Consider the following 22477-nt stretch of genomic DNA (forward strand, 5'->3'; position numbering starts at 1 on the left):
GTCGGAGGAGTAAAGAACAATGGCAATTGTTAAATGTAAACCGACATCTCCGGGTCGTCGCCACGTTGTTAAAGTGGTAAACCCTGAGCTGCATAAGGGCAAACCTTTTGCTCCGTTGCTGGAAAAGAACAGCAAATCCGGTGGCCGTAACAACAATGGTCGTATCACTACCCGTCATATCGGTGGTGGTCACAAACAGGCTTACCGTATTGTTGACTTCAAACGCAACAAAGACGGTATCCCGGCAGTTGTTGAACGTCTTGAGTACGATCCGAACCGCTCTGCGAACATCGCACTGGTTCTGTACAAAGACGGCGAGCGCCGTTACATCCTGGCCCCTAAAGGCCTGAAAGCTGGCGACCAGATTCAGTCTGGCGTTGATGCTGCAATCAAAGCGGGTAACACCCTGCCGATGCGCAATATCCCAGTTGGTTCTACCGTTCATAACGTAGAAATGAAACCGGGTAAAGGCGGTCAGCTGGCGCGTTCTGCTGGTACTTACGTTCAGATCGTTGCGCGCGATGGTGCTTATGTCACCCTGCGTCTGCGTTCTGGTGAAATGCGTAAAGTCGAAGCAGATTGCCGTGCAACTCTGGGCGAAGTTGGCAATGCTGAGCATATGCTGCGCGTTCTGGGTAAAGCAGGTGCTGCACGTTGGCGTGGTGTTCGTCCTACCGTTCGCGGTACTGCGATGAACCCGGTCGATCACCCACATGGTGGTGGTGAAGGTCGTAACTTTGGTAAGCACCCGGTATCCCCGTGGGGCCTGCAGACCAAAGGTAAGAAGACCCGCAGCAACAAGCGTACTGATAAATTCATCGTACGTCGCCGTAGCAAATAATTTTAGAGGATAAGCCATGCCACGTTCTCTCAAGAAAGGTCCTTTTATTGACCTGCACTTGCTGAAGAAGGTAGAGAAAGCGGTGGAAAGCGGAGACAAGAAGCCCCTGCGCACTTGGTCCCGTCGTTCAACGATCTTTCCAAACATGATCGGTTTGACCATCGCTGTCCATAATGGTCGTCAGCACGTTCCAGTTTTTGTTTCCGACGAAATGGTTGGTCACAAACTGGGTGAATTCGCACCGACCCGTACTTATCGCGGCCATGCGGCTGATAAAAAAGCCAAAAAGAAATAAGGTAGGAGGAAGAGATGGAAACTATCGCTAAACATCGCCATGCTCGTTCTTCTGCTCAGAAGGTTCGCCTTGTGGCTGACCTGATCCGCGGTAAGAAAGTGTCACAGGCTCTGGAAATCCTGACCTACACCAACAAGAAAGCTGCTGAGTTGGTCAAGAAAGTACTGGAATCTGCTATTGCTAACGCCGAACACAACGATGGCGCTGACATTGACGATCTGAAAATCACGAAAATTTTCGTAGACGAAGGCCCAAGCATGAAGCGCATTATGCCGCGTGCGAAAGGTCGTGCAGATCGCATCCTGAAGCGCACCAGCCACATTACTGTGGTTGTGTCCGATCGCTGAGACTCTGGAGACTAGCAATGGGTCAGAAAGTACATCCTAATGGTATTCGCCTGGGTATTGTTAAACCATGGAACTCTACCTGGTTTGCGAACACCAAAGAATTCGCTGACAACCTGGACAGCGATTTTAAAGTACGTCAGTACCTTACTAAGGAACTGGCTAAAGCGTCTGTATCTCGTATCGTTATCGAGCGTCCGGCTAAAAGCATCCGTGTGACTATTCACACTGCTCGCCCGGGTATCGTTATCGGTAAAAAAGGTGAAGACGTTGAAAAACTGCGCAAGGTCGTAGCGGATATCGCTGGCGTTCCTGCACAGATCAATATCGCCGAAGTTCGTAAACCTGAACTGGACGCAAAACTGGTTGCTGACAGCATCACTTCTCAGCTGGAACGTCGTGTTATGTTCCGTCGTGCTATGAAGCGTGCTGTACAGAACGCCATGCGTCTGGGCGCTAAAGGTATTAAAGTTGAAGTTAGCGGCCGTCTGGGCGGCGCGGAAATCGCACGTACCGAATGGTACCGCGAAGGTCGCGTACCGTTGCACACTCTGCGTGCTGACATCGACTACAACACCTCTGAAGCGCACACCACTTATGGTGTAATCGGCGTTAAAGTGTGGATCTTCAAAGGTGAGATCCTGGGTGGTATGGCTGCTGTTGAACAACCGGAAAAACCGGCTGCGCAACCTAAAAAGCAGCAGCGTAAAGGCCGTAAATAAGGAGCGTCGCTGATGTTACAACCAAAGCGTACAAAATTCCGTAAGATGCACAAAGGCCGTAACCGTGGCCTGGCTGCTGGTACGGATGTTAGCTTCGGCACTTTCGGTCTGAAAGCTGTTGGCCGTGGTCGTCTGACTGCACGTCAGATCGAAGCAGCACGTCGTGCCATGACCCGTGCAGTTAAGCGTCAAGGTAAGATCTGGATCCGTGTATTCCCGGACAAACCGATCACTGAAAAACCGCTGGCAGTGCGTATGGGTAAAGGTAAGGGTAACGTGGAGTATTGGGTTGCCCTGATCCAACCGGGTAAAGTCCTGTATGAAATGGACGGTGTACCGGAAGAGCTGGCCCGTGAAGCATTCAGCCTGGCAGCAGCGAAACTGCCGATCAAAACCACCTTTGTAACTAAGACGGTGATGTAATGAAAGCAAAAGAGCTGCGTGAAAAAAGCGTTGAAGAGCTGAACGCTGAACTGCTGAACCTGCTGCGCGAACAGTTCAACCTGCGCATGCAGGCCGCTAGCGGCCAGCTGCAGCAGACCCATCTGCTGAAGCAAGTGCGTCATGATGTCGCACGCATTAAGACTTTACTGACTGAGAAGGCGGGTGCGTAATGAACGATAAAATCCGTACTCTGCAAGGTCGCGTTGTTAGCGACAAAATGGAGAAATCCATTGTTGTTGCCATCGAACGTTTCGTGAAACACCCGATCTACGGTAAATTCATCAAGCGTACGACCAAACTGCACGTACATGACGAGAACAACGAATGCGGTATCGGTGACGTGGTTGAAATCCGCGAATGCCGTCCGCTGTCCAAGACTAAGTCCTGGGCGCTGGTTCGCGTTGTAGAGAAAGCGGTTCTGTAATACAGTACCTTTTCTCTTACGAATAAACGGCTCAGCGATGAGCCGTTTATTTTTTCTACCCATACGCAGGAAGCGGTGTTATAATGCCGCGCCCCCGATATGGGGTTTTTTAACGATCCGAATTTAGGGTCTCAGTAGTAGTTGACATTAGCGGAGCACTGAAATGATCCAAGAACAGACTATGCTGAACGTCGCCGACAATTCCGGTGCACGTCGCGTAATGTGTATCAAGGTTCTGGGTGGCTCGCACCGTCGCTACGCAGGCGTAGGCGACATCATCAAGATCACCATCAAGGAAGCAATTCCGCGTGGTAAGGTCAAAAAAGGCGATGTGCTGAAAGCGGTAGTGGTGCGCACCAGGAAGGGTGTTCGTCGCCCGGACGGTTCTGTCATTCGTTTCGATAGTAATGCATGCGTTATTTTAGACAATAACAGCGAGCAGCCTATCGGTACCCGTATTTTTGGGCCGGTAACTCGTGAACTCCGTAACGAAAAGTTCATGAAAATTATCTCTCTGGCACCAGAAGTACTCTAAGGAGCGAATCATGGCAGCTAAAATCCGTCGTGATGACGAAGTTATCGTGTTAACCGGTAAAGATAAAGGTAAGCGCGGTAAAGTAAAAAATGTTCTGTCTTCCGGCAAGATCATTGTTGAAGGTATCAACCTGGTTAAAAAACATCAGAAGCCGGTTCCGGCCCTGAACCAACCAGGCGGCATCGTAGAAAAAGAAGCTGCGCTTCAGGTTTCTAACGTTGCAATCTTCAACGCGGCAACCGGCAAGGCTGACCGTGTAGGCTTTAGATTCGAAGACGGCAAAAAAGTCCGTTTCTTCAAATCTAATAGCGAAACTATCAAGTAATTTGGAGTAGTACGATGGCGAAACTGCATGATTACTACAAAGACGAAGTAGTTAATAAACTCATGACTGAGTTTAACTACAATTCTGTCATGCAAGTCCCTCGGGTCGAGAAGATCACCCTGAACATGGGTGTTGGTGAAGCGATCGCTGACAAGAAACTGCTGGATAACGCAGCAGCTGACCTGACAGCAATCTCCGGTCAAAAACCGCTGATCACCAAAGCACGCAAATCTGTTGCAGGCTTCAAAATCCGTCAGGGCTATCCGATCGGCTGTAAAGTAACTCTGCGTGGCGAACGCATGTGGGAGTTCTTTGAGCGCCTGATCACTATTGCTGTTCCTCGTATCCGTGACTTCCGCGGTCTTTCCGCTAAGTCTTTCGACGGTCGTGGCAACTACAGCATGGGTGTCCGTGAGCAGATCATCTTCCCAGAAATCGACTATGACAAAGTCGATCGCGTTCGTGGTTTGGATATTACCATTACCACTACTGCGAAAACTGATGATGAAGGCCGTGCTCTGCTGGCTGCCTTTGACTTCCCGTTCCGCAAGTAAGGTAGGGTTACTTCATGGCTAAGCAATCAATGAAAGCTCGCGAAGAAAAGCGCGAAGCTTTGGCTGAAAAATTCTTCGCTAAACGCGCAGAACTGAAAGCGATCATCTCTGATGCTAACGCATCTGATGAAGATCGTTGGAACGCTGTTCTCAAGCTGCAGAGTCTGCCGCGTGATTCCAGCCCGTCTCGTCAGCGTAACCGCTGCCGCCAAACTGGTCGTCCGCACGGTTTCCTGCGGAAATTCGGGTTGAGCCGTATCAAGGTCCGTGAAGCCGCTATGCGCGGTGAAATTCCGGGTCTGAAAAAGGCTAGCTGGTAATTGTCACCAATAGAATCACGGGAGTAGACACAGATGAGCATGCAAGATCCGATCGCGGATATGCTGACCCGTATCCGTAACGGTCAGGCCGCGAACAAAGTTGCGGTCACCATGCCTTCCTCCAAGCTGAAAGTGGCAATTGCCAACGTGCTGAAGGAAGAAGGTTATATTGAAGATTTTAAAGTTGAAGGCGACACCAAGCCTGAACTGGAAGTTACTCTGAAGTACTTCCAGGGCAAGTCTGTGGTAGAAAGCATTCAGCGTGTAAGCCGTCCTGGTCTGCGCATTTATAAGCGCAAAGACGAACTGCCAAAAGTTATGGCTGGACTGGGTATCGCTGTTATTTCTACCTCTAAAGGTGTTATGACTGATCGTGCAGCGCGCCAGGCTGGTCTTGGTGGCGAAATTATCTGCTACGTAGCCTAATCGGAGGAAAGAATGTCTCGTGTTGCTAAAGCACCGATCGTCATTCCTGCCGGTGTTGATGTAAAAATCAACGGTCAGGTTATCACGATCAAAGGTAAAAATGGCGAGCTGACTCGTACTATCAACGACGCTGTAGAAGTTAAAAATGCTGACAATCACCTGACCTTTGGTCCGCGTGATGGTTATGCAGATGGTTGGGCACAGGCTGGTACAGCTCGTGCACTGCTGAACTCCGCAGTAATCGGTGTTACCGAAGGCTTCTCCAAGAAATTGCAGCTGGTTGGTGTAGGTTACCGTGCAGCAGTCAAAGGGAATGCAGTAAACCTGTCTCTGGGTTTCTCTCATCCCGTTGAACATCAGCTGCCGGCAGGTGTCACTGCAGAATGTCCGTCACAGACTGAAATCGTACTGAAAGGTGCCGATAAACAAGTGATTGGTCAGGTTGCAGCTGATCTGCGTGCCTACCGTCGTCCTGAGCCTTATAAAGGCAAGGGTGTTCGTTACGCCGACGAAGTCGTGCGTACCAAAGAGGCTAAGAAGAAGTAAGGTAACACTATGGATAAGAAATCTGCTCGTATCCGTCGTGCGACCCGCGCACGTCGCAAGCTCCAGGAGCTTGGCGCGACCCGCCTGGTGGTACATCGTACCCCGCGTCATATTTACGCACAGGTAATCGCACCGAACGGTTCTGAAGTTCTGGTGGCCGCTTCTACTGTAGAAAAAGCTATCGCGGAACAACTGAAGTACACCGGCAACAAAGACGCCGCCGCAGCTGTAGGTAAAGCTGTTGCAGAACGCGCTCTGGAAAAAGGCATTAAAGATGTGTCCTTTGACCGTTCCGGGTTCCAATATCATGGTCGTGTCCAGGCACTGGCAGATGCTGCCCGTGAAGCTGGCCTTCAGTTCTAAGGTAGAGGTGTAAGATGGCTCACATCGAAAAACAAGCTGGCGAACTGCAGGAAAAGCTGATCGCGGTAAACCGCGTATCTAAAACCGTTAAAGGTGGTCGTATTTTCTCCTTCACAGCTCTGACTGTAGTTGGCGATGGTAACGGTCGCGTTGGTTTTGGTTACGGTAAAGCGCGTGAAGTTCCAGCAGCGATCCAGAAAGCGATGGAAAAAGCCCGTCGCAATATGATTAACGTCGCGCTGAACCACGGCACCCTGCAGCACCCGGTTAAGGGTACTCACACTGGGTCTCGTGTCTTCATGCAGCCGGCTTCCGAAGGTACCGGTATCATCGCCGGTGGTGCAATGCGCGCCGTTCTGGAAGTCGCTGGAGTTCGTAACGTTCTGGCTAAAGCGTATGGTTCCACCAACCCGATTAACGTGGTTCGTGCAACTATCGATGGTCTGGAAAATATGAAATCTCCGGAAATGGTCGCTGCCAAGCGTGGTAAATCCGTTGAAGAAATTCTGGGGTAATTGACCATGGCAAAGACTATTAAAATCACACAAACCCGCAGTGCAATCGGTCGTCTGCCGAAACACAAGGCAACGCTGCTTGGCCTGGGTCTGCGTCGTATTGGCCACACTGTAGAACGCGAGGATACTCCTGCGGTCCGCGGTATGGTTAACGCGATTTCCTACATGGTTAAAGTTGAGGAGTAAGAGATGCGTTTAAATACTCTGTCTCCGGCCGAAGGGTCTAAGCAGTCCACTAAGCGTCTGGGCCGTGGTATCGGTTCTGGCCTCGGTAAAACCGGTGGTCGTGGTCACAAAGGTCAGAAGTCTCGTTCTGGCGGTGGCGTACGTCGCGGTTTCGAAGGTGGCCAGATGCCACTGTACCGTCGTCTGCCGAAGTTCGGTTTTACTTCTCGCAAAGCTGCGATCACTGCAGAGATTCGTCTCTCTGATCTGGCTAAAGTAGAAGGCGACGTAGTTGACCTGAATACGCTGAAAGCAGCAAACATTATCGGTATCCAGATCGAATTCGCGAAAGTGATTCTGTCTGGCGAGGTTGCTCGTCCGGTAACTGTTCGCGGCCTGCGCGTGACTAAAGGCGCTCGTGTTGCTATCGAAGCTGCTGGCGGTAAAATCGAGGAATAAGTAGCAGATGGCAAAACAACCGGGATTAGATTTTCAAAGTGCTAAAGGCGGTTTCGGTGAGCTGAAGCGCAGACTGTTGTTTGTAATTGGCGCACTGATTGTATTCCGTATTGGCTCTTTTATTCCGATCCCTGGTATTGATGCCGCTGTACTTGCCAAACTGCTTGAACAACAGCGTGGCACCATCATTGAAATGTTTAACATGTTCTCTGGTGGTGCTCTCAGCCGTGCTTCAATCTTCGCACTGGGTATTATGCCGTACATTTCGGCATCTATCATTGTGCAACTTCTGACAGTGGTCCATCCGGCCCTGGCAGAACTGAAGAAAGAAGGGGAGTCTGGTCGTCGTAAGATTAGCCAGTACACCCGTTACGGTACTCTGGTGTTGGCAATATTTCAGTCGGTCGGTATTGCTACCGGCTTACCGAATATGCCTGGTATGCAGGGCCTGGTGTTAAATCCGGGCTTTGCATTCTATTTCACCGCTGTTGTTAGCCTGGTGACCGGGACAATGTTCCTGATGTGGCTGGGTGAACAGATCACTGAACGGGGTATCGGTAACGGTATTTCGATCATTATCTTCGCTGGTATTGTTGCGGGCTTACCGCCGGCCATTGGCCATACCATCGAGCAAGCGCGGCAAGGCGACCTGCACTTTCTTCTGTTATTGCTGGTTGCAGTGCTAGTATTCGCGGTTACCTTCTTCGTGGTGTTTGTAGAGCGTGGTCAACGCCGTATTGTCGTTAACTATGCAAAACGCCAGCAAGGACGTCGCGTTTATGCAGCACAGAGCACACATTTACCGCTGAAAGTAAATATGGCCGGTGTAATCCCTGCTATCTTTGCTTCTAGTATCATTCTGTTCCCGGCGACCATCGCGTCATGGTTCGGGGGCGGGACTGGTTGGAACTGGCTGTCAACAATTTCGCTGTATTTGCAGCCAGGGCAACCGCTTTATGTGTTACTCTATGCGTCTGCAATCATCTTCTTCTGTTTCTTCTACACGGCGTTGGTCTTCAACCCGCGTGAAACAGCAGATAACCTGAAGAAGTCCGGTGCATTTGTACCAGGAATTCGTCCGGGAGAGCAAACGGCGAAGTATATCGATAAAGTGATGACCCGTCTGACCCTGGTCGGCGCGTTGTATATTACTTTTATCTGCCTGATCCCGGAGTTCATGCGTGATGCAATGAAAGTACCGTTCTACTTCGGTGGTACGTCTCTGCTTATCGTTGTTGTCGTGATTATGGACTTTATGGCTCAAGTGCAAACTCTGATGATGTCTAGTCAGTACGAGTCTGCATTGAAGAAGGCGAACCTGAAAGGCTACGGCCGTTAATTGGTCGCTTGAGAAGTTACGGAGAGTAAAAATGAAAGTTCGTGCTTCCGTCAAGAAATTATGTCGTAACTGCAAAATCGTTAAACGCGATGGCGTTATTCGTGTGATTTGCAGCGCCGAGCCGAAGCATAAACAGCGTCAAGGCTGATTATCTCGCATATTTTTCTTGCAAAGTTGGGTTGAGCTGGCTAGATTAGCCAGCCAATCTTTTGTATGTCTGTACGTTTCCATTTGAGTATCCTGAAAACGGGCTTTTCAGCATGGGGCGTACTAATCAATAGTAGGAGTGCATAGTGGCCCGTATAGCAGGCATTAACATTCCTGATCAGAAACATGCTGTGATCGCATTAACTTCGATCTACGGCGTCGGCAAGACCCGTTCTAAAGCCATTTTGGCTGCCGCGGGTATCGCTGAAAATGTTAAGATCAGTGAGCTGTCTGAAGGACAAATCGACACGCTGCGTGACGAAGTTGCCAAATTTGTTGTTGAAGGCGATCTGCGCCGTGAAATCAGCATGAGCATCAAGCGCCTGATGGATCTTGGTACCTATCGTGGTTTACGCCATCGTCGTGGTCTGCCGGTTCGCGGTCAGCGTACTAAGACCAACGCACGTACCCGTAAGGGTCCGCGTAAACCGATCAAGAAATAATCGGGGTGATTGAATAAATGGCAAAGGCACCTGTTCGTACACGTAAACGTGTAAAAAAACAAGTCTCTGATGGCGTGGCTCATATCCATGCTTCTTTTAACAACACCATCGTTACCATTACTGATCGTCAGGGTAACGCACTGGGTTGGGCAACAGCCGGTGGTTCCGGTTTCCGTGGTTCTCGCAAATCTACTCCGTTCGCAGCTCAGGTTGCAGCAGAGCGTTGCGCTGACGCCGTGAAAGAATACGGTATCAAGAATCTGGAAGTTATGGTCAAAGGTCCGGGTCCGGGTCGCGAATCCACTATTCGTGCTCTGAACGCCGCTGGTTTCCGCATCACTAATATTACTGATGTGACTCCGATCCCTCATAACGGTTGTCGTCCGCCGAAAAAACGTCGCGTATAACGCTGCGTTTTCCAGGTTAGTTGGAGAAAGAAAATGGCAAGATATTTGGGTCCTAAGCTCAAGCTGAGCCGTCGCGAGGGTACCGACTTATTCCTTAAGTCTGGCGTTCGCGCGATCGATACCAAGTGTAAAATTGAACAAGCTCCTGGCCAGCACGGTGCGCGTAAACCGCGTCTGTCTGACTATGGTGTGCAGTTGCGTGAAAAGCAAAAAGTTCGCCGTATCTACGGTGTGCTGGAGCGTCAGTTCCGTAACTACTATAAAGAAGCAGCACGTCTGAAAGGCAACACCGGTGAAAACCTGTTGGCTCTGCTGGAAGGTCGTCTGGACAACGTTGTATACCGTATGGGCTTCGGCGCCACTCGTGCTGAATCACGTCAGCTGGTTAGCCACAAAGCTATCATGGTAAACGGTCGTGTTGTTAACATCGCTTCTTATCAGGTTAAAGCGAATGACGTTGTTAGCATTCGTGAGAAAGCGAAAAAGCAATCTCGCGTGAAAGCAGCTCTGGAGCTGGCTGAGCAGCGTGAAAAGCCAACCTGGCTGGAAGTTGATGCTGGCAAGATGGAAGGTACGTTCAAGCGTAAGCCAGAACGTTCTGATCTGTCTGCGGACATTAACGAACACCTGATCGTCGAGCTTTACTCCAAGTAAAGCTTAGTACCAAAGAGAGGACACAATGCAGGGTTCTGTGACAGAGTTTCTAAAACCGCGCCTGGTAGATATCGAGCAAGTGAGTTCGACGCACGCCAAGGTGACCCTTGAACCATTAGAGCGTGGCTTTGGCCATACTTTGGGTAACGCACTGCGCCGTATTCTGCTCTCATCGATGCCGGGTTGTGCGGTAACTGAGGTTGAGATTGATGGTGTACTGCATGAGTACAGCACCAAAGAAGGCGTACAGGAAGATATCCTGGAAATCCTGCTCAACCTGAAAGGGCTGGCGGTGAGAGTTCAGGGTAAAGATGAAGTTATTCTTACCTTGAATAAATCTGGCATTGGCCCTGTGACTGCAGCCGACATTACCCATGATGGTGATGTCGAAATCGTCAAGCCGCAGCACGTGATCTGCCACCTGACTGACGAGAACGCAGCTATTAATATGCGTATCAAAGTTCAGCGCGGTCGTGGTTATGTGCCGGCCTCTGCCCGAATTCATTCGGAAGAAGATGAGCGCCCAATCGGCCGTCTGCTGGTCGATGCTTGCTACAGCCCTGTAGAGCGTATTGCCTACAATGTTGAAGCAGCTCGTGTTGAGCAGCGTACCGACCTGGACAAGCTGGTCATCGAAATGGAAACCAACGGCACAATCGATCCTGAAGAGGCGATTCGTCGTGCGGCAACCATTCTGGCTGAACAACTGGAAGCTTTCGTTGACTTACGTGATGTACGTCAGCCGGAAGTGAAAGAAGAGAAACCAGAGTTCGATCCGATCCTGCTGCGCCCTGTTGACGATCTGGAATTGACTGTCCGCTCTGCTAACTGCCTCAAGGCAGAAGCTATCCACTATATCGGTGATCTGGTACAGCGTACCGAGGTTGAGTTGCTGAAAACGCCGAACCTGGGTAAAAAATCTCTTACCGAGATTAAAGACGTGCTGGCCTCACGTGGTCTGTCTCTGGGCATGCGCCTGGAAAACTGGCCGCCGGCAAGCATTGCTGACGAGTAACCGGATCACAGGTTAAGGTTTTACTGAGAAGGATAAGGTCATGCGCCATCGTAAGAGTGGTCGTCAACTGAACCGCAACAGCAGCCATCGCCAGGCTATGTTCCGCAATATGGCAGGTTCACTGGTTCGTCATGAAATCATCAAGACGACCCTGCCTAAAGCGAAAGAGCTGCGCCGCGTAGTTGAGCCGCTGATTACTCTTGCCAAGACTGATAGCGTTGCTAATCGTCGTCTGGCATTCGCCCGTACTCGTGATAACGAGATCGTGGCAAAACTGTTTAACGAGCTGGGCCCGCGTTTCGCGAGCCGCACCGGTGGTTACACTCGCATTCTGAAGTGTGGCTTCCGTTCTGGTGACAATGCGCCGATGGCATACATCGAGCTGGTTGATCGCGCAGAATCGAAAGCAGAAGCTACTGCAGAGTAATTTGCAGTAACGTAAAAAAGCCCCGCTTGCGGGGTTTTTTTATGCCTGTCATTCAGCAACGAGATACACTAGCGTTACTCTCTTCTGTTGCGGAGCCCATATCATGTGGTTACTTGATGCCTGGGCTGAGCGCCATATTCTGGATGCCCAGCGTAACGGCCAGTTTGATAATCTTCCCGGTACCGGGGCCCCTCTGATACTTGATGATGATTCCCATGTACCAGAAGAACTGCGGGCCGGATACCGGCTGCTTAAGAATGCCGGCTGCCTGCCGCCGGAGCTGGAGCAGCGTAAAGAAGCCATTGAAATGGCGGATTTGCTAAAAACAATACATCAGGAACATCCTGACTATCAGGCAATAAGCAAGCGTCTGGCATTGCTGGAAATGAAATTGCGTCAGGCCGGGATGAATACCGATTTTCTGCACGGGGAATACACCCATCAACTACTTGGCAAGATAGAGGAGCGCTAATGTACCGCATTGGGGAATTGGCCAAGCTGGCCTGCGTAACGCCGGACACCATTCGTTATTACGAAAAGCAGCAGATGATGGAACACGAGGTTCGCACCGAGGGCGGGTTTCGCCTCTATACCGAGCAGGATCTACAGCGGCTGAAGTTTATTCGCTATGCTAAACAGCTCGGCTTCACCCTTGAAGCGATCCGCGAGCTGCTGTCGATCCGTATCGATCCTGAACACCATACCTGCCAGGAGTCGAAGACGATTGTCCGGGCCAGGCTGAATGAGGTTGAGCAGCGTATCACGGAGCTGGAGCATATGCGTGCGTCACTGCAAAAACTGGATGATGTCTGCTGCGGCACTTCTCACAGCAGCGTCTATTGCTCAATTCTTGAAACCCTTGAGCGAGGTGCCAGTGGTCAATAAACAGACTATTGATTTCTTTTTTCGTCAGGCGCATGATGCGCACCATATCAACAGGAGGCAACAATGAGCCGTTATCAGCATAACAAGGGCCAGATTAATGACAGCGCCCTGCAGGCATTACTGCACGATCCATTATTTCGTCAGCGGGTGGAGAAAAATCGCAAAGGGAAAGGAAGTTACAGCCGGAAAGACAAATTTGCGAAGGGGAAAGGACTGGAGGCCAGTGGCAAGCAAGCGATGCGCTTATTTACCACTGGCCTTCTGGTATCTGGTGCGCTTAGCTGCGGTTGTTCTGCTCTTTCAGCAGGTCGCGAATTTCGCCCAGCAATGCTTCTTCTTTAGTCGGCTCCGCCGGGGCTGCCGCCGGTTCTTCTTTCTTGCGATTCAGTTTATTGATCACCTTAATGGCCATGAAGATGGCGAAGGCGACAATGACAAAATCGAAGATATTCTGGATAAACACACCGTAATGCATTACCACTGCCGGGATATCACCTTCGGCCGGGCGCAAAGTCACGGCAAATTGTTTGAAATCGATGCCGCCAATTAATAAGCCCAGCGGCGGCATGATAATATCAGCGACCAGTGAGGAGACAATTTTACCGAATGCTGCACCGATGATGACACCGACAGCCAGATCGACGACGTTCCCCCGCATCGCGAATTCGCGAAATTCTTTTAACAGACTCATTTTTATCTCCTTGCACTGCTGAATTTAATAATTTTAACAAAGGATTGGCTATTTTCCATTGCATGTGAAAATAAGCCAGGTTTAGCTTTTTTTATTACGTATTACTTGTCAGAGGCGGCCGGAGCCGCCTGGCTCTTACAAGAAGAAGGGGCTCGGCTGGAACAGACGTTCCACATCACTGATAAATTTCTTATCAGTCAGGAACATTATCACGTGATCACCCTGTTCGATACGCAGATTGTTATTGGCAATCATCACGTCGTTACCCCGCACTACCGCCCCGATGATCGTACCCGGCGGCAGTTTAATTTCGTTAATTTCCCGGCCCACCACCCGGGAGGTGCTTTCATCGCCGTGCGCAACCGCTTCAATGGCTTCGGCCACTCCGCGGCGCAGTGACGATACACCGACAATATCGGCTTTACGCACATGGCCAAGCAGGGCTGAAATGGTTGCCTGCTGCGGGGAGATGGCAATATCAATCACGCTGCCCTGAACCAGATCCACATAAGCCCGGCGCTGGATAAGCACCATCACTTTCTTGGCCCCCATCCGTTTGGCCAGCATCGCAGACATAATATTGGCTTCGTCATCGTTGGTGACGGCAATAAATAAATCTACCTGTTCAATATGCTCCTCCGCCAGCAGCTCCTGGTCGGACGCATCGCCGAAGAAGACAATAGTATCCTGGAGTTTTTCTGCCAGTTCGGCGGCGCGCTTCTGGTCGCGCTCGATCAATTTGACGCTGTAATCTTTTTCCAGCTTCTTCGCAAGGCCAGCACCGATGTTACCGCCACCCACCAGCATAATACGCTTGTAGGGTTTTTCCAGTCGTTGCAGCTCGCTCATCACTGCGCGAATGTGCTGGGAAGCGGCAATAAAGAAGACTTCATCACCGGCCTCCACAATGGTGGAGCCCTGGGGGCGAATAGGACGATCGTGGCGGAAAATCGCGGCAACGCGGGTATCTATATGCGGCATATGCTCGCGCAGCGTTGATAATGCATTCCCGACCAGCGGGCCGCCGTAATACGCATTCACCACCGCAAGGCTCACTTTACCTTCCGCAAAATTCACCACTTGCAGAGCACCCGGGTATTCAATTAACCGGTAAATATTATCGATAACCAGTTGTTCCGGCGCGATAAGGTGGTCAATGGGCACCGCTTCCGGCGTAAACAGTTTTTCCGCATCGCGGACATAATCCGGCGCGCGAATACGGGCGATACGGTTCGGGGTATTAAACAGGGTATAGGCGACCTGGCAGGCAATCATATTGGTTTCGTCAGAGCTGGTTACCGCCACCAGCATATCTGCATCATCGGCTCCTGCCTCGCGCAGTATTCTGGGGTGCGAGCCGTGGCCCTGAATAACCCGTAGATCGTATTTGTCCTGCAAGCCGCGTAACCGGTCACTATTGGTATCAACAATAGTGATGTCGTTATTCTCACCGACCAGGTTTTCTGCCAGGGTTCCGCCCACCTGGCCGGCACCTAATATAATAATTTTCATTGAATTCTAGACATCGCGATTAATGAAACTTACCACCGCCTGGGCGGCTCAGCCTTTGATGAGCTTCGCGTAGAAGAAGCCATCACCTTCTTCCGCCGCCGGGAGATTTTGTCGCCCCGGTTGGGCCGGCGTGCCGGTATCTACTAGTGTAGCTTCCGGATGACGGGCAAGGAAAGCCGCGATCTGTTGGCTGTTTTCTTCCGGCAGGATCGAACAGGTAGCATATACCAGCGTACCGCCGCTTTTCAGATGCGGCCAGATAGCGTCAAGGATCTCACCTTGCAGCAGGGCCAGCTCGGCAATATCGGCATCGCGGCGCAGCCACTTGATGTCCGGGTGGCGGCGGATCACGCCAGTGGCAGAGCAGGGGGCATCCAGCAGGATCCGGTCAAAGATCTGCTCACCGCACCATTGATCAGGATAGCGGCCATCACCGCATTTTACGTCAGCCTGCATATTGAGGCGGGCCAGGTTTTCATATACCCGTTTCAGGCGCTGAGGATCGACATCGACCGCCAGTACCTTAGCCTGTGGTGCGGCTTCCAGAATATGGGTGGTTTTCCCGCCCGGTGCAGCACACAGATCGAGGATCGTGTCGCCATTTTGTGGATCAAGAAGATCTACGCATCCCTGGGCTGAGGCATCCTGTACCGTGACCCAGCCTTGCTCAAAGCCCGGTAACTGGTGAACTGGCAGCGGGGATTCAAGGCGTACAGAGTCCGGATATGCGGGGTGCGGATAACCGATATGGCCCGCTTCACTGAGCAGTGCCAGCCATTGTTCCCGGGTATGATGCTGGCGGTTAACGCGCAGCCACATCGGCGGGCGTTGATTATTGGCATCGACCACCGCTTCCCATTGCTCAGGATAAGCAGCGCGCAGGCGCTTTAGCAGCCAACCGGGATGCAGAAAACGGATCTCCTGGCTATCTGCTTCAGCCAGCAGCTCGTCTTGCTGGCGCTGGAACTGGCGCAGTACACCGTTAATCAGCCCTTTAAAGGCCGGGCGTTTAATGGCAACAGCCCCTTCGACAGTTTCTGCCAGCGCAGCATGGGCGGGGATACGGGTATACAGCAACTGATAGATCCCGACCAGGATCAGGTAATGGACGGTGCGCTGCTTGCCGGTCATCTTGCGGGACATCAGCTGGCCAACCAGCCATTCAAGGCGTGGCAACGTACGCAGCACCCCAAAACACAGCTCCTGCAACAGGGCTTTATCTTTATCGGACACTTTTTGCTGGAGCGGCGGCAATACCGCGCTGAGTGACTGACCCTTTTCAACGACCTGCTCAAGGGCCTGGGCAGCGAGGCTGCGAAGGTTTATGGTTTTTTTCATAGTCACGGTCGGGTGTGGACCTGTAATAAATAAAATGCCCGGTTAAACCGGGCGAAATAAGTGGGTGTTTCAGGCCAGATGATTTCCGGGGCTGAACCAGTCTTTGCGAGAGTTTAACAGATCCCGGGCTGCCATTGGCTTCTTACCGGCGGGCTGCAGCATCTCGATATTCAGGATACCGTCCGCGGTGGCAATTTGAATGCCATCTTTCCCGGCCCCCAGAATCGTGCCGGGGGCTTGTGTGGTGCTGCCAGCAATGACTGACGCCTGCCAGACTTTAACCGGCTGATCCTCAATGAGGAAATAGCTCACCGGCCAGGGGTTAAAGGCCCGGATGCAGCGTTCCAGCTGGGCTGCGCTGAGTGCCCAGTCGAGGCGGGCTTCTTCTTTGCTGAGTTTTTCGGCATACGTCACCTGTGCTTCATCCTGGACTTCTGGCCGGGCGGTACCGGCTGCCAGCTGTTCCAGGGTGCTCAGCAGCCCCTGAGGACCGAGCCCGGCTAATTTGTCGTACAGGCTGGCACTGGTGTCCTGCGCGGTAATCGGGCAGGCAAGTTTATACAGCATATCACCGGTATCCAGGCCGACGTCCATCTGCATGATGGTGACACCGGTTTCGCTATCCCCGGCCCACAGTGAACGTTGAATAGGGGCAGCGCCGCGCCAGCGGGGGAGCAGAGAGCCGTGAACGTTAATACAGCCGAGGCGTGGCATATCCAGTACCGCTTTCGGCAGGATCAGGCCATAGGCTACCACCACCATCAGGTCAGCATTCAGGCTGGAAACCAGCTGCTGATTCTCTTCCGGGCGCAGTGAAGCGGGCTGAAACACCGGCAGGCCTTTTTCTTCGGCCAGCACTTTGACCGGGCTGGGCATTAACTTTTTGCCACGGCCCGCAGGGCGGTCTGGTTGGGTAAACACGCCAACAACCTGGTGATGAGACGACAACAGCGCGTCAAGATGACGCGCTGCGAAATCCGGCGTACCGGCAAAAATAATACGTAATGGTTCGGACACGGTTATCCCTTTTGAGACTGACTACGCCTCGCGCGCTTTCATACGATCCAGTTTTTCCACCTTCTGGCGGATACGCTGGCGTTTCAGCGGTGACAGATAATCCACAAACAGTTTACCCACCAGGTGATCCATCTCATGCTGGATACAGATCGCCAGCAGGCCATCAGCGTCGAGTTCGAATGTGTTGCCGTCACGGTCGAGGGCGCGAATTTTCACTTTTTCTGCCCGGGGAACCAGCGCACGCTGTTCCGGTATAGAAAGGCAGCCTTCTTCAATTCCGGTCTCACCGCTTTTATCCAGCAATTCCGGGTTGATCAGCACCAATTGTTGATCGTGATGTTCTGAAACATCAATCACGATAATACGCTGATGGATATCGACTTGCGTCGCCGCGAGGCCAATACCTTCTTCGTCGTACATCGTTTCGAACATATCATCGACGATACGCTGAATTTCTGCATTAACTTCTTTGACCGGTTTAGCAATAGTGCGGAGTCGCTCGTCCGGGTAATGTAAAACGTTCAATACTGACATAGTTATCCCGAGCTGTGTTCAGATGATGGAATCTTTATTTACTCTATTCTAGACATTTCCAGGCTTGATTGACAGCATCTGTGACCAATCGCAAAGATTGCTTTTATAGCTTATGGCAAGGAGAAACCATGAAGTTAACCGAGTTATGGTTACGCTTGCTGGCAGTTCAGTCGCTTAGTGGCGCTAAGATGTTGAAAGTGGTGACTAGCGTCAGCCAGCATGCGCAGCCACTGGATAAAGCTATACAAAGTGTCGGGTTTTCTGCCGGGCAGAAGGCGCGTTTTTACGGCTACTCTTCTGAAGAGATCGATCGCACATTATGCTGGCTGGAACACCCGGAACACCATCTGATCTGTGCCGATCATCCACTGTATCCACGTCGTCTGCGCGCTATTGACTGGTTTCCCGGGGCAATTTTTGTGGTGGGCGATCCGGCGCTGTTGTCATCGCTACAGATTGCGGTTGTCGGCAGTCGGCAAAAAAGCTGGTATGGGGAACGGTGGGGCGGCCTGTTCAGCGGCGCTCTGGCCGCCAGCGGTATTACCATTACCAGTGGTCTGGCGCTGGGTATTGATGGGGTGGCGCATCGCGGGGCCCTCGCGGCTGGCGGCAAAACCATTGCGGTGCTGGGGAATGGCTTACCCGGCTATTATCCCCGGCGGCATCAGCAACTGGCGGAGCAAATCTGTGCCGGGGGCGGGGCGATTGTCTCCGAGTTTCCGTTTGGGGCGCCCCCGGTTGCGGCTAATTTTCCGCGGCGTAATCGTATTATCAGCGGCCTCAGCCTTGGGGTTCTGGTGGTTGAAGCGGGTATCCGCAGTGGTTCCCTGGTGACAGCGCGCTGTGCCCTGGAGCAGGGGCGCGATGTTTTCGTGGTACCGGGCCCGCTGGGAGCACCCGGTAGTGAGGGCCCGCACTGGCTATTGAAACAGGGCGCTATTCCGGTAACGGAACCTGCCGATATCTATCAACATTTACCAAATGAGCTACATCATTTGTCCCTTCCTGCGGAATTGGTTAATTATTCGCTAAATCCGCCTGCCTCTCCATTGCCATTTCCGAAGCTGTTGGCTAACGTAGGAGATGAGGTAACACCTGTTGACGTCGTCGCTGAACGTGCCGGCCAACCTGTGTCAGTCACAGTAGCGCAGCTACTTGAGCTGGAGTTAGCAGGGTGGATCGCAGCTGTACCCGGCGGCTATGTCCGATTAAGGAGGGCATGCCATGTTCGACGTACTAATCTATCTGTTTGAAACCTGGATCCAGAGCGAGACTGAAATGCGCGTAGACCAGGACAAGCTGACTCATGATCTGACCGATGCCGGATTCGAGCGGGAAGATATCTATAATGCGTTAATGTGGCTGGATAAACTTGCCGACTACCAGGAAGGGCTGGTGACGCCGATGCAACTGGCGGCCGATCCTCTCTCAATGCGGATTTTTACCCAGGAAGAGTGCCAGCGTCTGGATGCCAGCTGTCGCGGTTTCTTATTGTTCCTGGAACAAATCCAGGTGTTAAACCTCGATACCCGGGAAATGGTTATTGAGCGTATTCTGGCGCTGGATACTGACGAGTTTGAACTGGAAGACCTGAAATGGGTCGTTTTGATGGTGCTGTTCAATATTCCCGGTTGCGAGAATGCTTATCAACAAATGGAAGAATTACTCTTTGAGGCTAATGAAGGTATGCTGCACTGATATATTGTTGCTGCCAGAGTTACTATGAACAAAGAGTCCCTCTTTACTACACGCCGCCAGGAGCCCTGCCCACAGTGCGGGGCTGAACTGGCTTACCGCAGCGGTAAGCACGGCCCGTTTCTGGGGTGCTCCCGATATCCTGAATGCGATTATATTCGCCCGCTAAAATCCCAGGCTGATGGTCATATCATCAAAGTGCTGGACGGGCATACATGCCCGGAATGCAACGCAACGCTGGTGTTGCGCCAGGGGCGGTTCGGCATGTTTATCGGTTGTAGCCGTTACCCTGAGTGCGACTATACTGGCGTGATCGACAAACCCGATGAAACGGCTATCCAGTGCCCTCAATGCCAGACCGGCCATTTGATTCAGCGCCGTTCCCGATATGGCAAAACGTTTCACTCCTGCGACCGTTACCCGGAATGCCAGTTTGCGATCAATTTTACCCCGGTAGCGGGGGAGTGCCCGGAATGTCACTACCCGCTACTAATTGAAAAGAAAACGGCCCAGGGCGTTAAGCGTTTTTGTGCCAGTAAACAATGTGGAAAGCCGGTAACAGCGGAACAAACCAGTGAATAATAACCTGCCTGAAGCGCGACTGTCCGAGATAGTCAGCGTACTGAATAATAAAGACGTCATCGCATATCCTACCGAAGCTGTATTTGGTGTTGGCTGTGATCCTGATAGTGAACTGGCGGTCATGCGACTGCTGGCGCTTAAACAGCGTCCGGTAGAAAAAGGCCTGATCCTTATCGCGGCCAGTTTCGAGCAGCTAAAACCTTATATTGATGACAGCATGCTGACAGAAGCGCAGCGTGCCGCCATTTTTGACTGCTGGCCTGGCCCGGTGACCTTTGTGTTTCCGGCGCGGCCAGATACCCCGCGATGGCTAACGGGGCAATTTGATTCACTGGCGGTAAGGGTCACTAACCATCCCCTGGTCATTGCATTATGCCAGGCGTTTGGTAAACCCCTGGTGTCGACCAGCGCTAACTTAACGGGCCAGCCGCCATGCCGTACGACCGCGGAAGTGTATGCCCAGTTCGGTGGTGACTTCCCGGTACTTGATGGTGCAACCGGTGGGCGGCAGAACCCTTCTGAAATTCGGGATGCGCTCACCGGTGAGCAGTTCCGTCAGGGTTAATAAGCGGGGATAAGCAGATGGAAAAATACGCGGTCTTTGGTAATCCTATTGCCCACAGTAAATCGCCCCGGATCCACCAGATGTTCGCCGAGCAACTGAAGATTGATCATTCGTATGGTCGTGTACTGGCACCGGTAGATCAGTTTGTTAGCACGCTGGAACAGTTTTTTGCTGCTGGCGGGCAGGGGGCGAATGTCACGGTGCCTTTTAAAGAGCAGGCCTTTGACCGGGCGGATACCCTGACAGAGCGTGCCAGAGCAGCTGGTGCGGTCAACACCCTTAAGCGCCTGGAAGACGGCACGTTACTTGGGGATAATACCGACGGTATTGGATTACTCAGTGATCTGGAGTCCCGGGGATTAATTAAACCGGGCTATCGGGTATTGCTGGTGGGAGCTGGTGGTGCCGCGCGTGGCGTTGTGTTACCGCTGGTATCTGCCGGTTGTGACATTACTATCACCAATCGTACTTTCCCCCGGGCTGCGGCGCTGGCACAGGCCTTTGCTACCACGGGGCAGGTAAATGCTGCTGCGCTGGATGATCTGGCGGGATTAGCGTTTGATTTGATCATCAATGCAACATCCAGTGGTATTGCCGGTGATATCCCGGCGATCCCCGCCTCGCTGATAGCCCCGGATGTCCGCTGCTATGACATGTTCTACCAGCAAGGTCTCACCCCATTTCTGCGCTGGTGTCGTGAACAGGGGGCGCAGTACTATGCCGATGGGTTGGGCATGCTGGTGGGCCAGGCCGCACATGCAGTATTACTGTGGCACGGCGTGATGCCGGAAATTGCCCCGGTCGTAGCGCGTTTGCAGCATGAGTTAACCGCATGAATCAGGCCATTTTATTTCCGGATCACGAAAGCTGGGATGCGGATCGCCAGGCGCTCTGTTTCCCGGTACAGGTTAATGGGATGCCACTGACCTGTGCGGTCAGTGGTGCTGTACTCACTCGCCGCTTCGGGGAGGGGACGCCCATATTCTGGCTGGCGCAATTCCGGGCCAGTCGCTGGGATCTGGAGGACGAAGCGGAAGCGCTGATTGCCGATGATGCTTTTGACGATCAGGGCTGGCTCTGGCTCCCCTGATCCAGGTAGTCATCTTTCCAGCGCACATAGTTGTTGGCGGAATACTTAAGTCCTTCCCGTTCACTTTCTTTAAGTGGACGAATCTGTTTTACCGGGCTGCCTAAATAGAGGTAGCCACTTTCCAGGCGCTTATGCTGGGGAACCAGGCTACCGGCGCCAATCATCACGTCATCTTCAATGATAGCGCCATCCAGTAGGATCGATCCCATACCGACCAGTACACGATTACCAATGGTGCAGCCGTGTAACATCACTTTATGGCCAACGGTAACATCTTCGCCGATCAGCAGCGGGTTTCCCTGTGGGTTGCTGGTGGACTTGTGAGTCACATGCAGCACACTGCCGTCCTGAATATTGGTACGGGCACCCACCGCCACATAATTGACGTCCCCACGGATCACCACCAGGGGCCAGATGCTGACATCATCCGCCAGGCGGACATCACCAATAATCACACTGGAAGGATCGATCATCACCTGCTGCCCGACGGCGGGGAAAAGATCTTTATAAGGGCGCAATACATCAGCCATGGTTTACCTCTGGGAAAAGTAGAAAGACAGACTTTGGTCGTTTTTTTAACCATCTGCAAGCGGGAAAAGGGGCATATAGGGGGTGAACAGTACAGGATTGCGGCGTAATGCGTAAAAACTAAGCGAACGAAAGAAAAGATCTAAAAAACACTTGTGCAATAAAACGGGATCCCTATAATGCGCCTCCATCGACACGGCGCTTGTGACAGACGTCACGGCAAACAGCGGTGAAGATTGAAGAGAAAATCCTGAATTAAGGGTTGACTCT

At 52.1% G+C, this 22477-nt stretch carries 40 protein-coding genes; 33 read left to right on the forward strand and 7 right to left on the reverse strand.

The window, feature by feature from the left end; genetic code table 11:
- Positions 1-19: 19 nt before the first annotated feature.
- The 27 genes from rplB (at position 20) to F9C28_RS09075 (ending at position 12997) form a co-directional block, all read left to right on the forward strand.
- Positions 20-841, forward strand: a complete 822-nt coding sequence (gene rplB, locus F9C28_RS08945) for a 50S ribosomal protein L2 (protein ID WP_199014882.1) — start codon at positions 20-22, stop codon at positions 839-841.
- Between the two features lie 16 nt (positions 842-857).
- On the forward strand, positions 858-1136 hold the full coding sequence (gene rpsS, locus F9C28_RS08950) for a 30S ribosomal protein S19 (protein ID WP_001138115.1): 279 nt from the start codon (positions 858-860) through the stop codon (positions 1134-1136).
- Positions 1137-1150: 14 nt separating this feature from the next.
- Entirely contained in the window at positions 1151-1483 is a 333-nt protein-coding gene (gene rplV, locus F9C28_RS08955; protein ID WP_199014883.1) for a 50S ribosomal protein L22, read from the forward strand.
- Between the two features lie 17 nt (positions 1484-1500).
- Positions 1501-2202: a 30S ribosomal protein S3 gene (gene rpsC / locus F9C28_RS08960; protein ID WP_000529945.1), complete on the forward strand. Its 702-nt coding sequence runs from the start codon at positions 1501-1503 to the stop codon at positions 2200-2202.
- Between the two features lie 12 nt (positions 2203-2214).
- A complete protein-coding gene (rplP, locus tag F9C28_RS08965) occupies positions 2215-2625 on the forward strand; it encodes a 50S ribosomal protein L16 (RefSeq protein WP_002445382.1) in 411 nt (136 codons plus the stop codon).
- A complete protein-coding gene (gene rpmC, locus F9C28_RS08970; protein ID WP_199014884.1) occupies positions 2625-2816 on the forward strand; it encodes a 50S ribosomal protein L29 in 192 nt (63 codons plus the stop codon). Before rplP ends, rpmC begins: the two co-directional genes overlap by 1 nt.
- Positions 2816-3070 (forward strand): 30S ribosomal protein S17, encoded by a 255-nt coding sequence (gene rpsQ / locus F9C28_RS08975; RefSeq protein WP_199014885.1) that lies wholly within the window; start codon positions 2816-2818, stop codon positions 3068-3070. The genes rpmC and rpsQ overlap by 1 nt, the downstream gene beginning before the upstream one ends.
- A 163-nt stretch (positions 3071-3233) precedes the next feature.
- On the forward strand, positions 3234-3605 hold the full coding sequence (gene rplN, locus F9C28_RS08980) for a 50S ribosomal protein L14 (RefSeq protein WP_199014886.1): 372 nt from the start codon (positions 3234-3236) through the stop codon (positions 3603-3605).
- A gap of 10 nt (positions 3606-3615) precedes the next feature.
- Entirely contained in the window at positions 3616-3930 is a 315-nt protein-coding gene (gene rplX / locus F9C28_RS08985; RefSeq protein ID WP_199014887.1) for a 50S ribosomal protein L24, read from the forward strand.
- A gap of 14 nt (positions 3931-3944) precedes the next feature.
- Complete coding sequence (gene rplE, locus F9C28_RS08990) at positions 3945-4484, forward strand: 50S ribosomal protein L5 (protein WP_199014888.1); 540 nt, start codon at positions 3945-3947, stop codon at positions 4482-4484.
- Between the two features lie 14 nt (positions 4485-4498).
- Positions 4499-4804, forward strand: coding sequence for a 30S ribosomal protein S14 (rpsN, locus tag F9C28_RS08995; RefSeq protein WP_002445366.1), 306 nt, complete (start codon positions 4499-4501; stop codon positions 4802-4804).
- Positions 4805-4837: 33 nt separating this feature from the next.
- Entirely contained in the window at positions 4838-5230 is a 393-nt protein-coding gene (gene rpsH, locus F9C28_RS09000) for a 30S ribosomal protein S8 (RefSeq protein ID WP_002445363.1), read from the forward strand.
- A gap of 12 nt (positions 5231-5242) precedes the next feature.
- A complete protein-coding gene (gene rplF, locus F9C28_RS09005) occupies positions 5243-5776 on the forward strand; it encodes a 50S ribosomal protein L6 (protein WP_199014889.1) in 534 nt (177 codons plus the stop codon).
- A gap of 9 nt (positions 5777-5785) precedes the next feature.
- Complete coding sequence (gene rplR, locus F9C28_RS09010) at positions 5786-6139, forward strand: 50S ribosomal protein L18 (RefSeq protein WP_000358960.1); 354 nt, start codon at positions 5786-5788, stop codon at positions 6137-6139.
- Between the two features lie 14 nt (positions 6140-6153).
- On the forward strand, positions 6154-6654 hold the full coding sequence (gene rpsE, locus F9C28_RS09015; protein ID WP_002445361.1) for a 30S ribosomal protein S5: 501 nt from the start codon (positions 6154-6156) through the stop codon (positions 6652-6654).
- Positions 6655-6660: 6 nt separating this feature from the next.
- A complete protein-coding gene (gene rpmD / locus F9C28_RS09020) occupies positions 6661-6840 on the forward strand; it encodes a 50S ribosomal protein L30 (RefSeq protein WP_002438695.1) in 180 nt (59 codons plus the stop codon).
- Between the two features lie 3 nt (positions 6841-6843).
- Positions 6844-7278: a 50S ribosomal protein L15 gene (rplO, locus tag F9C28_RS09025; protein ID WP_199014890.1), complete on the forward strand. Its 435-nt coding sequence runs from the start codon at positions 6844-6846 to the stop codon at positions 7276-7278.
- Positions 7279-7285: 7 nt separating this feature from the next.
- Complete coding sequence (secY, locus tag F9C28_RS09030) at positions 7286-8617, forward strand: preprotein translocase subunit SecY (protein ID WP_199014891.1); 1332 nt, start codon at positions 7286-7288, stop codon at positions 8615-8617.
- 31 nt (positions 8618-8648) lie between these two features.
- Positions 8649-8765, forward strand: coding sequence for a 50S ribosomal protein L36 (gene rpmJ / locus F9C28_RS09035; RefSeq protein ID WP_000868187.1), 117 nt, complete (start codon positions 8649-8651; stop codon positions 8763-8765).
- A gap of 145 nt (positions 8766-8910) precedes the next feature.
- On the forward strand, positions 8911-9267 hold the full coding sequence (gene rpsM, locus F9C28_RS09040; RefSeq protein ID WP_199014892.1) for a 30S ribosomal protein S13: 357 nt from the start codon (positions 8911-8913) through the stop codon (positions 9265-9267).
- 17 nt (positions 9268-9284) lie between these two features.
- Complete coding sequence (gene rpsK / locus F9C28_RS09045) at positions 9285-9674, forward strand: 30S ribosomal protein S11 (RefSeq protein WP_199014893.1); 390 nt, start codon at positions 9285-9287, stop codon at positions 9672-9674.
- A gap of 33 nt (positions 9675-9707) precedes the next feature.
- Complete coding sequence (gene rpsD / locus F9C28_RS09050; protein WP_002445357.1) at positions 9708-10328, forward strand: 30S ribosomal protein S4; 621 nt, start codon at positions 9708-9710, stop codon at positions 10326-10328.
- Between the two features lie 25 nt (positions 10329-10353).
- Positions 10354-11343, forward strand: coding sequence for a DNA-directed RNA polymerase subunit alpha (locus F9C28_RS09055; protein WP_109949105.1), 990 nt, complete (start codon positions 10354-10356; stop codon positions 11341-11343).
- Positions 11344-11383: 40 nt separating this feature from the next.
- Positions 11384-11770, forward strand: coding sequence for a 50S ribosomal protein L17 (rplQ, locus tag F9C28_RS09060; RefSeq protein WP_199014894.1), 387 nt, complete (start codon positions 11384-11386; stop codon positions 11768-11770).
- Positions 11771-11873: 103 nt separating this feature from the next.
- Positions 11874-12242, forward strand: a complete 369-nt coding sequence (locus F9C28_RS09065; protein WP_199014895.1) for a DnaJ family domain-containing protein — start codon at positions 11874-11876, stop codon at positions 12240-12242.
- Positions 12242-12655, forward strand: a complete 414-nt coding sequence (zntR, locus tag F9C28_RS09070) for a Zn(2+)-responsive transcriptional regulator (protein ID WP_199014896.1) — start codon at positions 12242-12244, stop codon at positions 12653-12655. The genes F9C28_RS09065 and zntR overlap by 1 nt, the downstream gene beginning before the upstream one ends.
- A gap of 63 nt (positions 12656-12718) precedes the next feature.
- The gene (locus F9C28_RS09075; protein WP_199014897.1) at positions 12719-12997 is read left to right on the forward strand and encodes an alternative ribosome-rescue factor A; all 279 of its coding nucleotides are present in this window, start codon (positions 12719-12721) and stop codon (positions 12995-12997) included.
- On the opposite strand, the gene mscL is transcribed toward F9C28_RS09075, so the two are convergent.
- The 5 genes from mscL to def all read right to left on the reverse strand — a co-directional run bounded on the left by mscL (position 12933) and on the right by def (position 17747).
- Positions 12933-13346, reverse strand: a complete 414-nt coding sequence (mscL, locus tag F9C28_RS09080; protein WP_199014898.1) for a large-conductance mechanosensitive channel protein MscL — start codon at positions 13344-13346, stop codon at positions 12933-12935. The genes F9C28_RS09075 and mscL overlap by 65 nt on opposite strands.
- Positions 13347-13481: 135 nt before the next feature.
- Positions 13482-14858, reverse strand: a complete 1377-nt coding sequence (gene trkA, locus F9C28_RS09085) for a Trk system potassium transporter TrkA (protein ID WP_199014899.1) — start codon at positions 14856-14858, stop codon at positions 13482-13484.
- 48 nt (positions 14859-14906) lie between these two features.
- Positions 14907-16196, reverse strand: coding sequence for a 16S rRNA (cytosine(967)-C(5))-methyltransferase RsmB (gene rsmB, locus F9C28_RS09090; protein WP_199014900.1), 1290 nt, complete (start codon positions 16194-16196; stop codon positions 14907-14909).
- A gap of 69 nt (positions 16197-16265) precedes the next feature.
- A complete protein-coding gene (gene fmt / locus F9C28_RS09095) occupies positions 16266-17213 on the reverse strand; it encodes a methionyl-tRNA formyltransferase (RefSeq protein WP_199014901.1) in 948 nt (315 codons plus the stop codon).
- Between the two features lie 21 nt (positions 17214-17234).
- Positions 17235-17747, reverse strand: coding sequence for a peptide deformylase (def, locus tag F9C28_RS09100; RefSeq protein ID WP_199014902.1), 513 nt, complete (start codon positions 17745-17747; stop codon positions 17235-17237).
- A gap of 128 nt (positions 17748-17875) precedes the next feature.
- Between def and dprA the strand changes: the two genes are divergently transcribed.
- From dprA to F9C28_RS09130, 6 genes are read left to right on the forward strand one after another with little or no spacing between them, the layout of a single operon-like run.
- The gene (dprA, locus tag F9C28_RS09105; RefSeq protein ID WP_199014903.1) at positions 17876-19000 is read left to right on the forward strand and encodes a DNA-protecting protein DprA; all 1125 of its coding nucleotides are present in this window, start codon (positions 17876-17878) and stop codon (positions 18998-19000) included.
- Complete coding sequence (gene smg / locus F9C28_RS09110; protein ID WP_199014904.1) at positions 18972-19445, forward strand: DUF494 family protein Smg; 474 nt, start codon at positions 18972-18974, stop codon at positions 19443-19445. Before dprA ends, smg begins: the two co-directional genes overlap by 29 nt.
- 24 nt (positions 19446-19469) lie before the next feature.
- Complete coding sequence (locus tag F9C28_RS09115; RefSeq protein ID WP_199014905.1) at positions 19470-20024, forward strand: DNA topoisomerase family protein; 555 nt, start codon at positions 19470-19472, stop codon at positions 20022-20024.
- Positions 20017-20589 carry an L-threonylcarbamoyladenylate synthase type 1 TsaC gene (gene tsaC / locus F9C28_RS09120; RefSeq protein WP_199014906.1) on the forward strand — a complete coding sequence of 191 codons (573 nt, stop codon included), beginning with the start codon at positions 20017-20019 and terminating at the stop codon, positions 20587-20589. The genes F9C28_RS09115 and tsaC overlap by 8 nt, the downstream gene beginning before the upstream one ends.
- Before the next feature lie 17 nt (positions 20590-20606).
- Positions 20607-21425 (forward strand): shikimate dehydrogenase, encoded by an 819-nt coding sequence (gene aroE / locus F9C28_RS09125; RefSeq protein ID WP_199014907.1) that lies wholly within the window; start codon positions 20607-20609, stop codon positions 21423-21425.
- Positions 21422-21679, forward strand: a complete 258-nt coding sequence (locus F9C28_RS09130) for a DUF1488 family protein (protein WP_199014908.1) — start codon at positions 21422-21424, stop codon at positions 21677-21679. Before aroE ends, F9C28_RS09130 begins: the two co-directional genes overlap by 4 nt.
- Here F9C28_RS09130 and F9C28_RS09135 read toward each other — a convergent pair.
- Positions 21655-22209 carry a gamma carbonic anhydrase family protein gene (locus F9C28_RS09135; protein WP_199014909.1) on the reverse strand — a complete coding sequence of 185 codons (555 nt, stop codon included), beginning with the start codon at positions 22207-22209 and terminating at the stop codon, positions 21655-21657. The genes F9C28_RS09130 and F9C28_RS09135 overlap by 25 nt on opposite strands.
- Positions 22210-22254: 45 nt before the next feature.
- A partial coding sequence (locus tag F9C28_RS20105) for a hypothetical protein (RefSeq protein ID WP_233148999.1) occupies positions 22255-22477 on the reverse strand: 223 nt, incomplete at its 5' end.

The sequence above is a fragment of the Shimwellia pseudoproteus genome (assembly GCF_016415625.1).
GTDB classification, from domain to species: Bacteria; Pseudomonadota; Gammaproteobacteria; order Enterobacterales; family Enterobacteriaceae; genus Shimwellia; species Shimwellia pseudoproteus.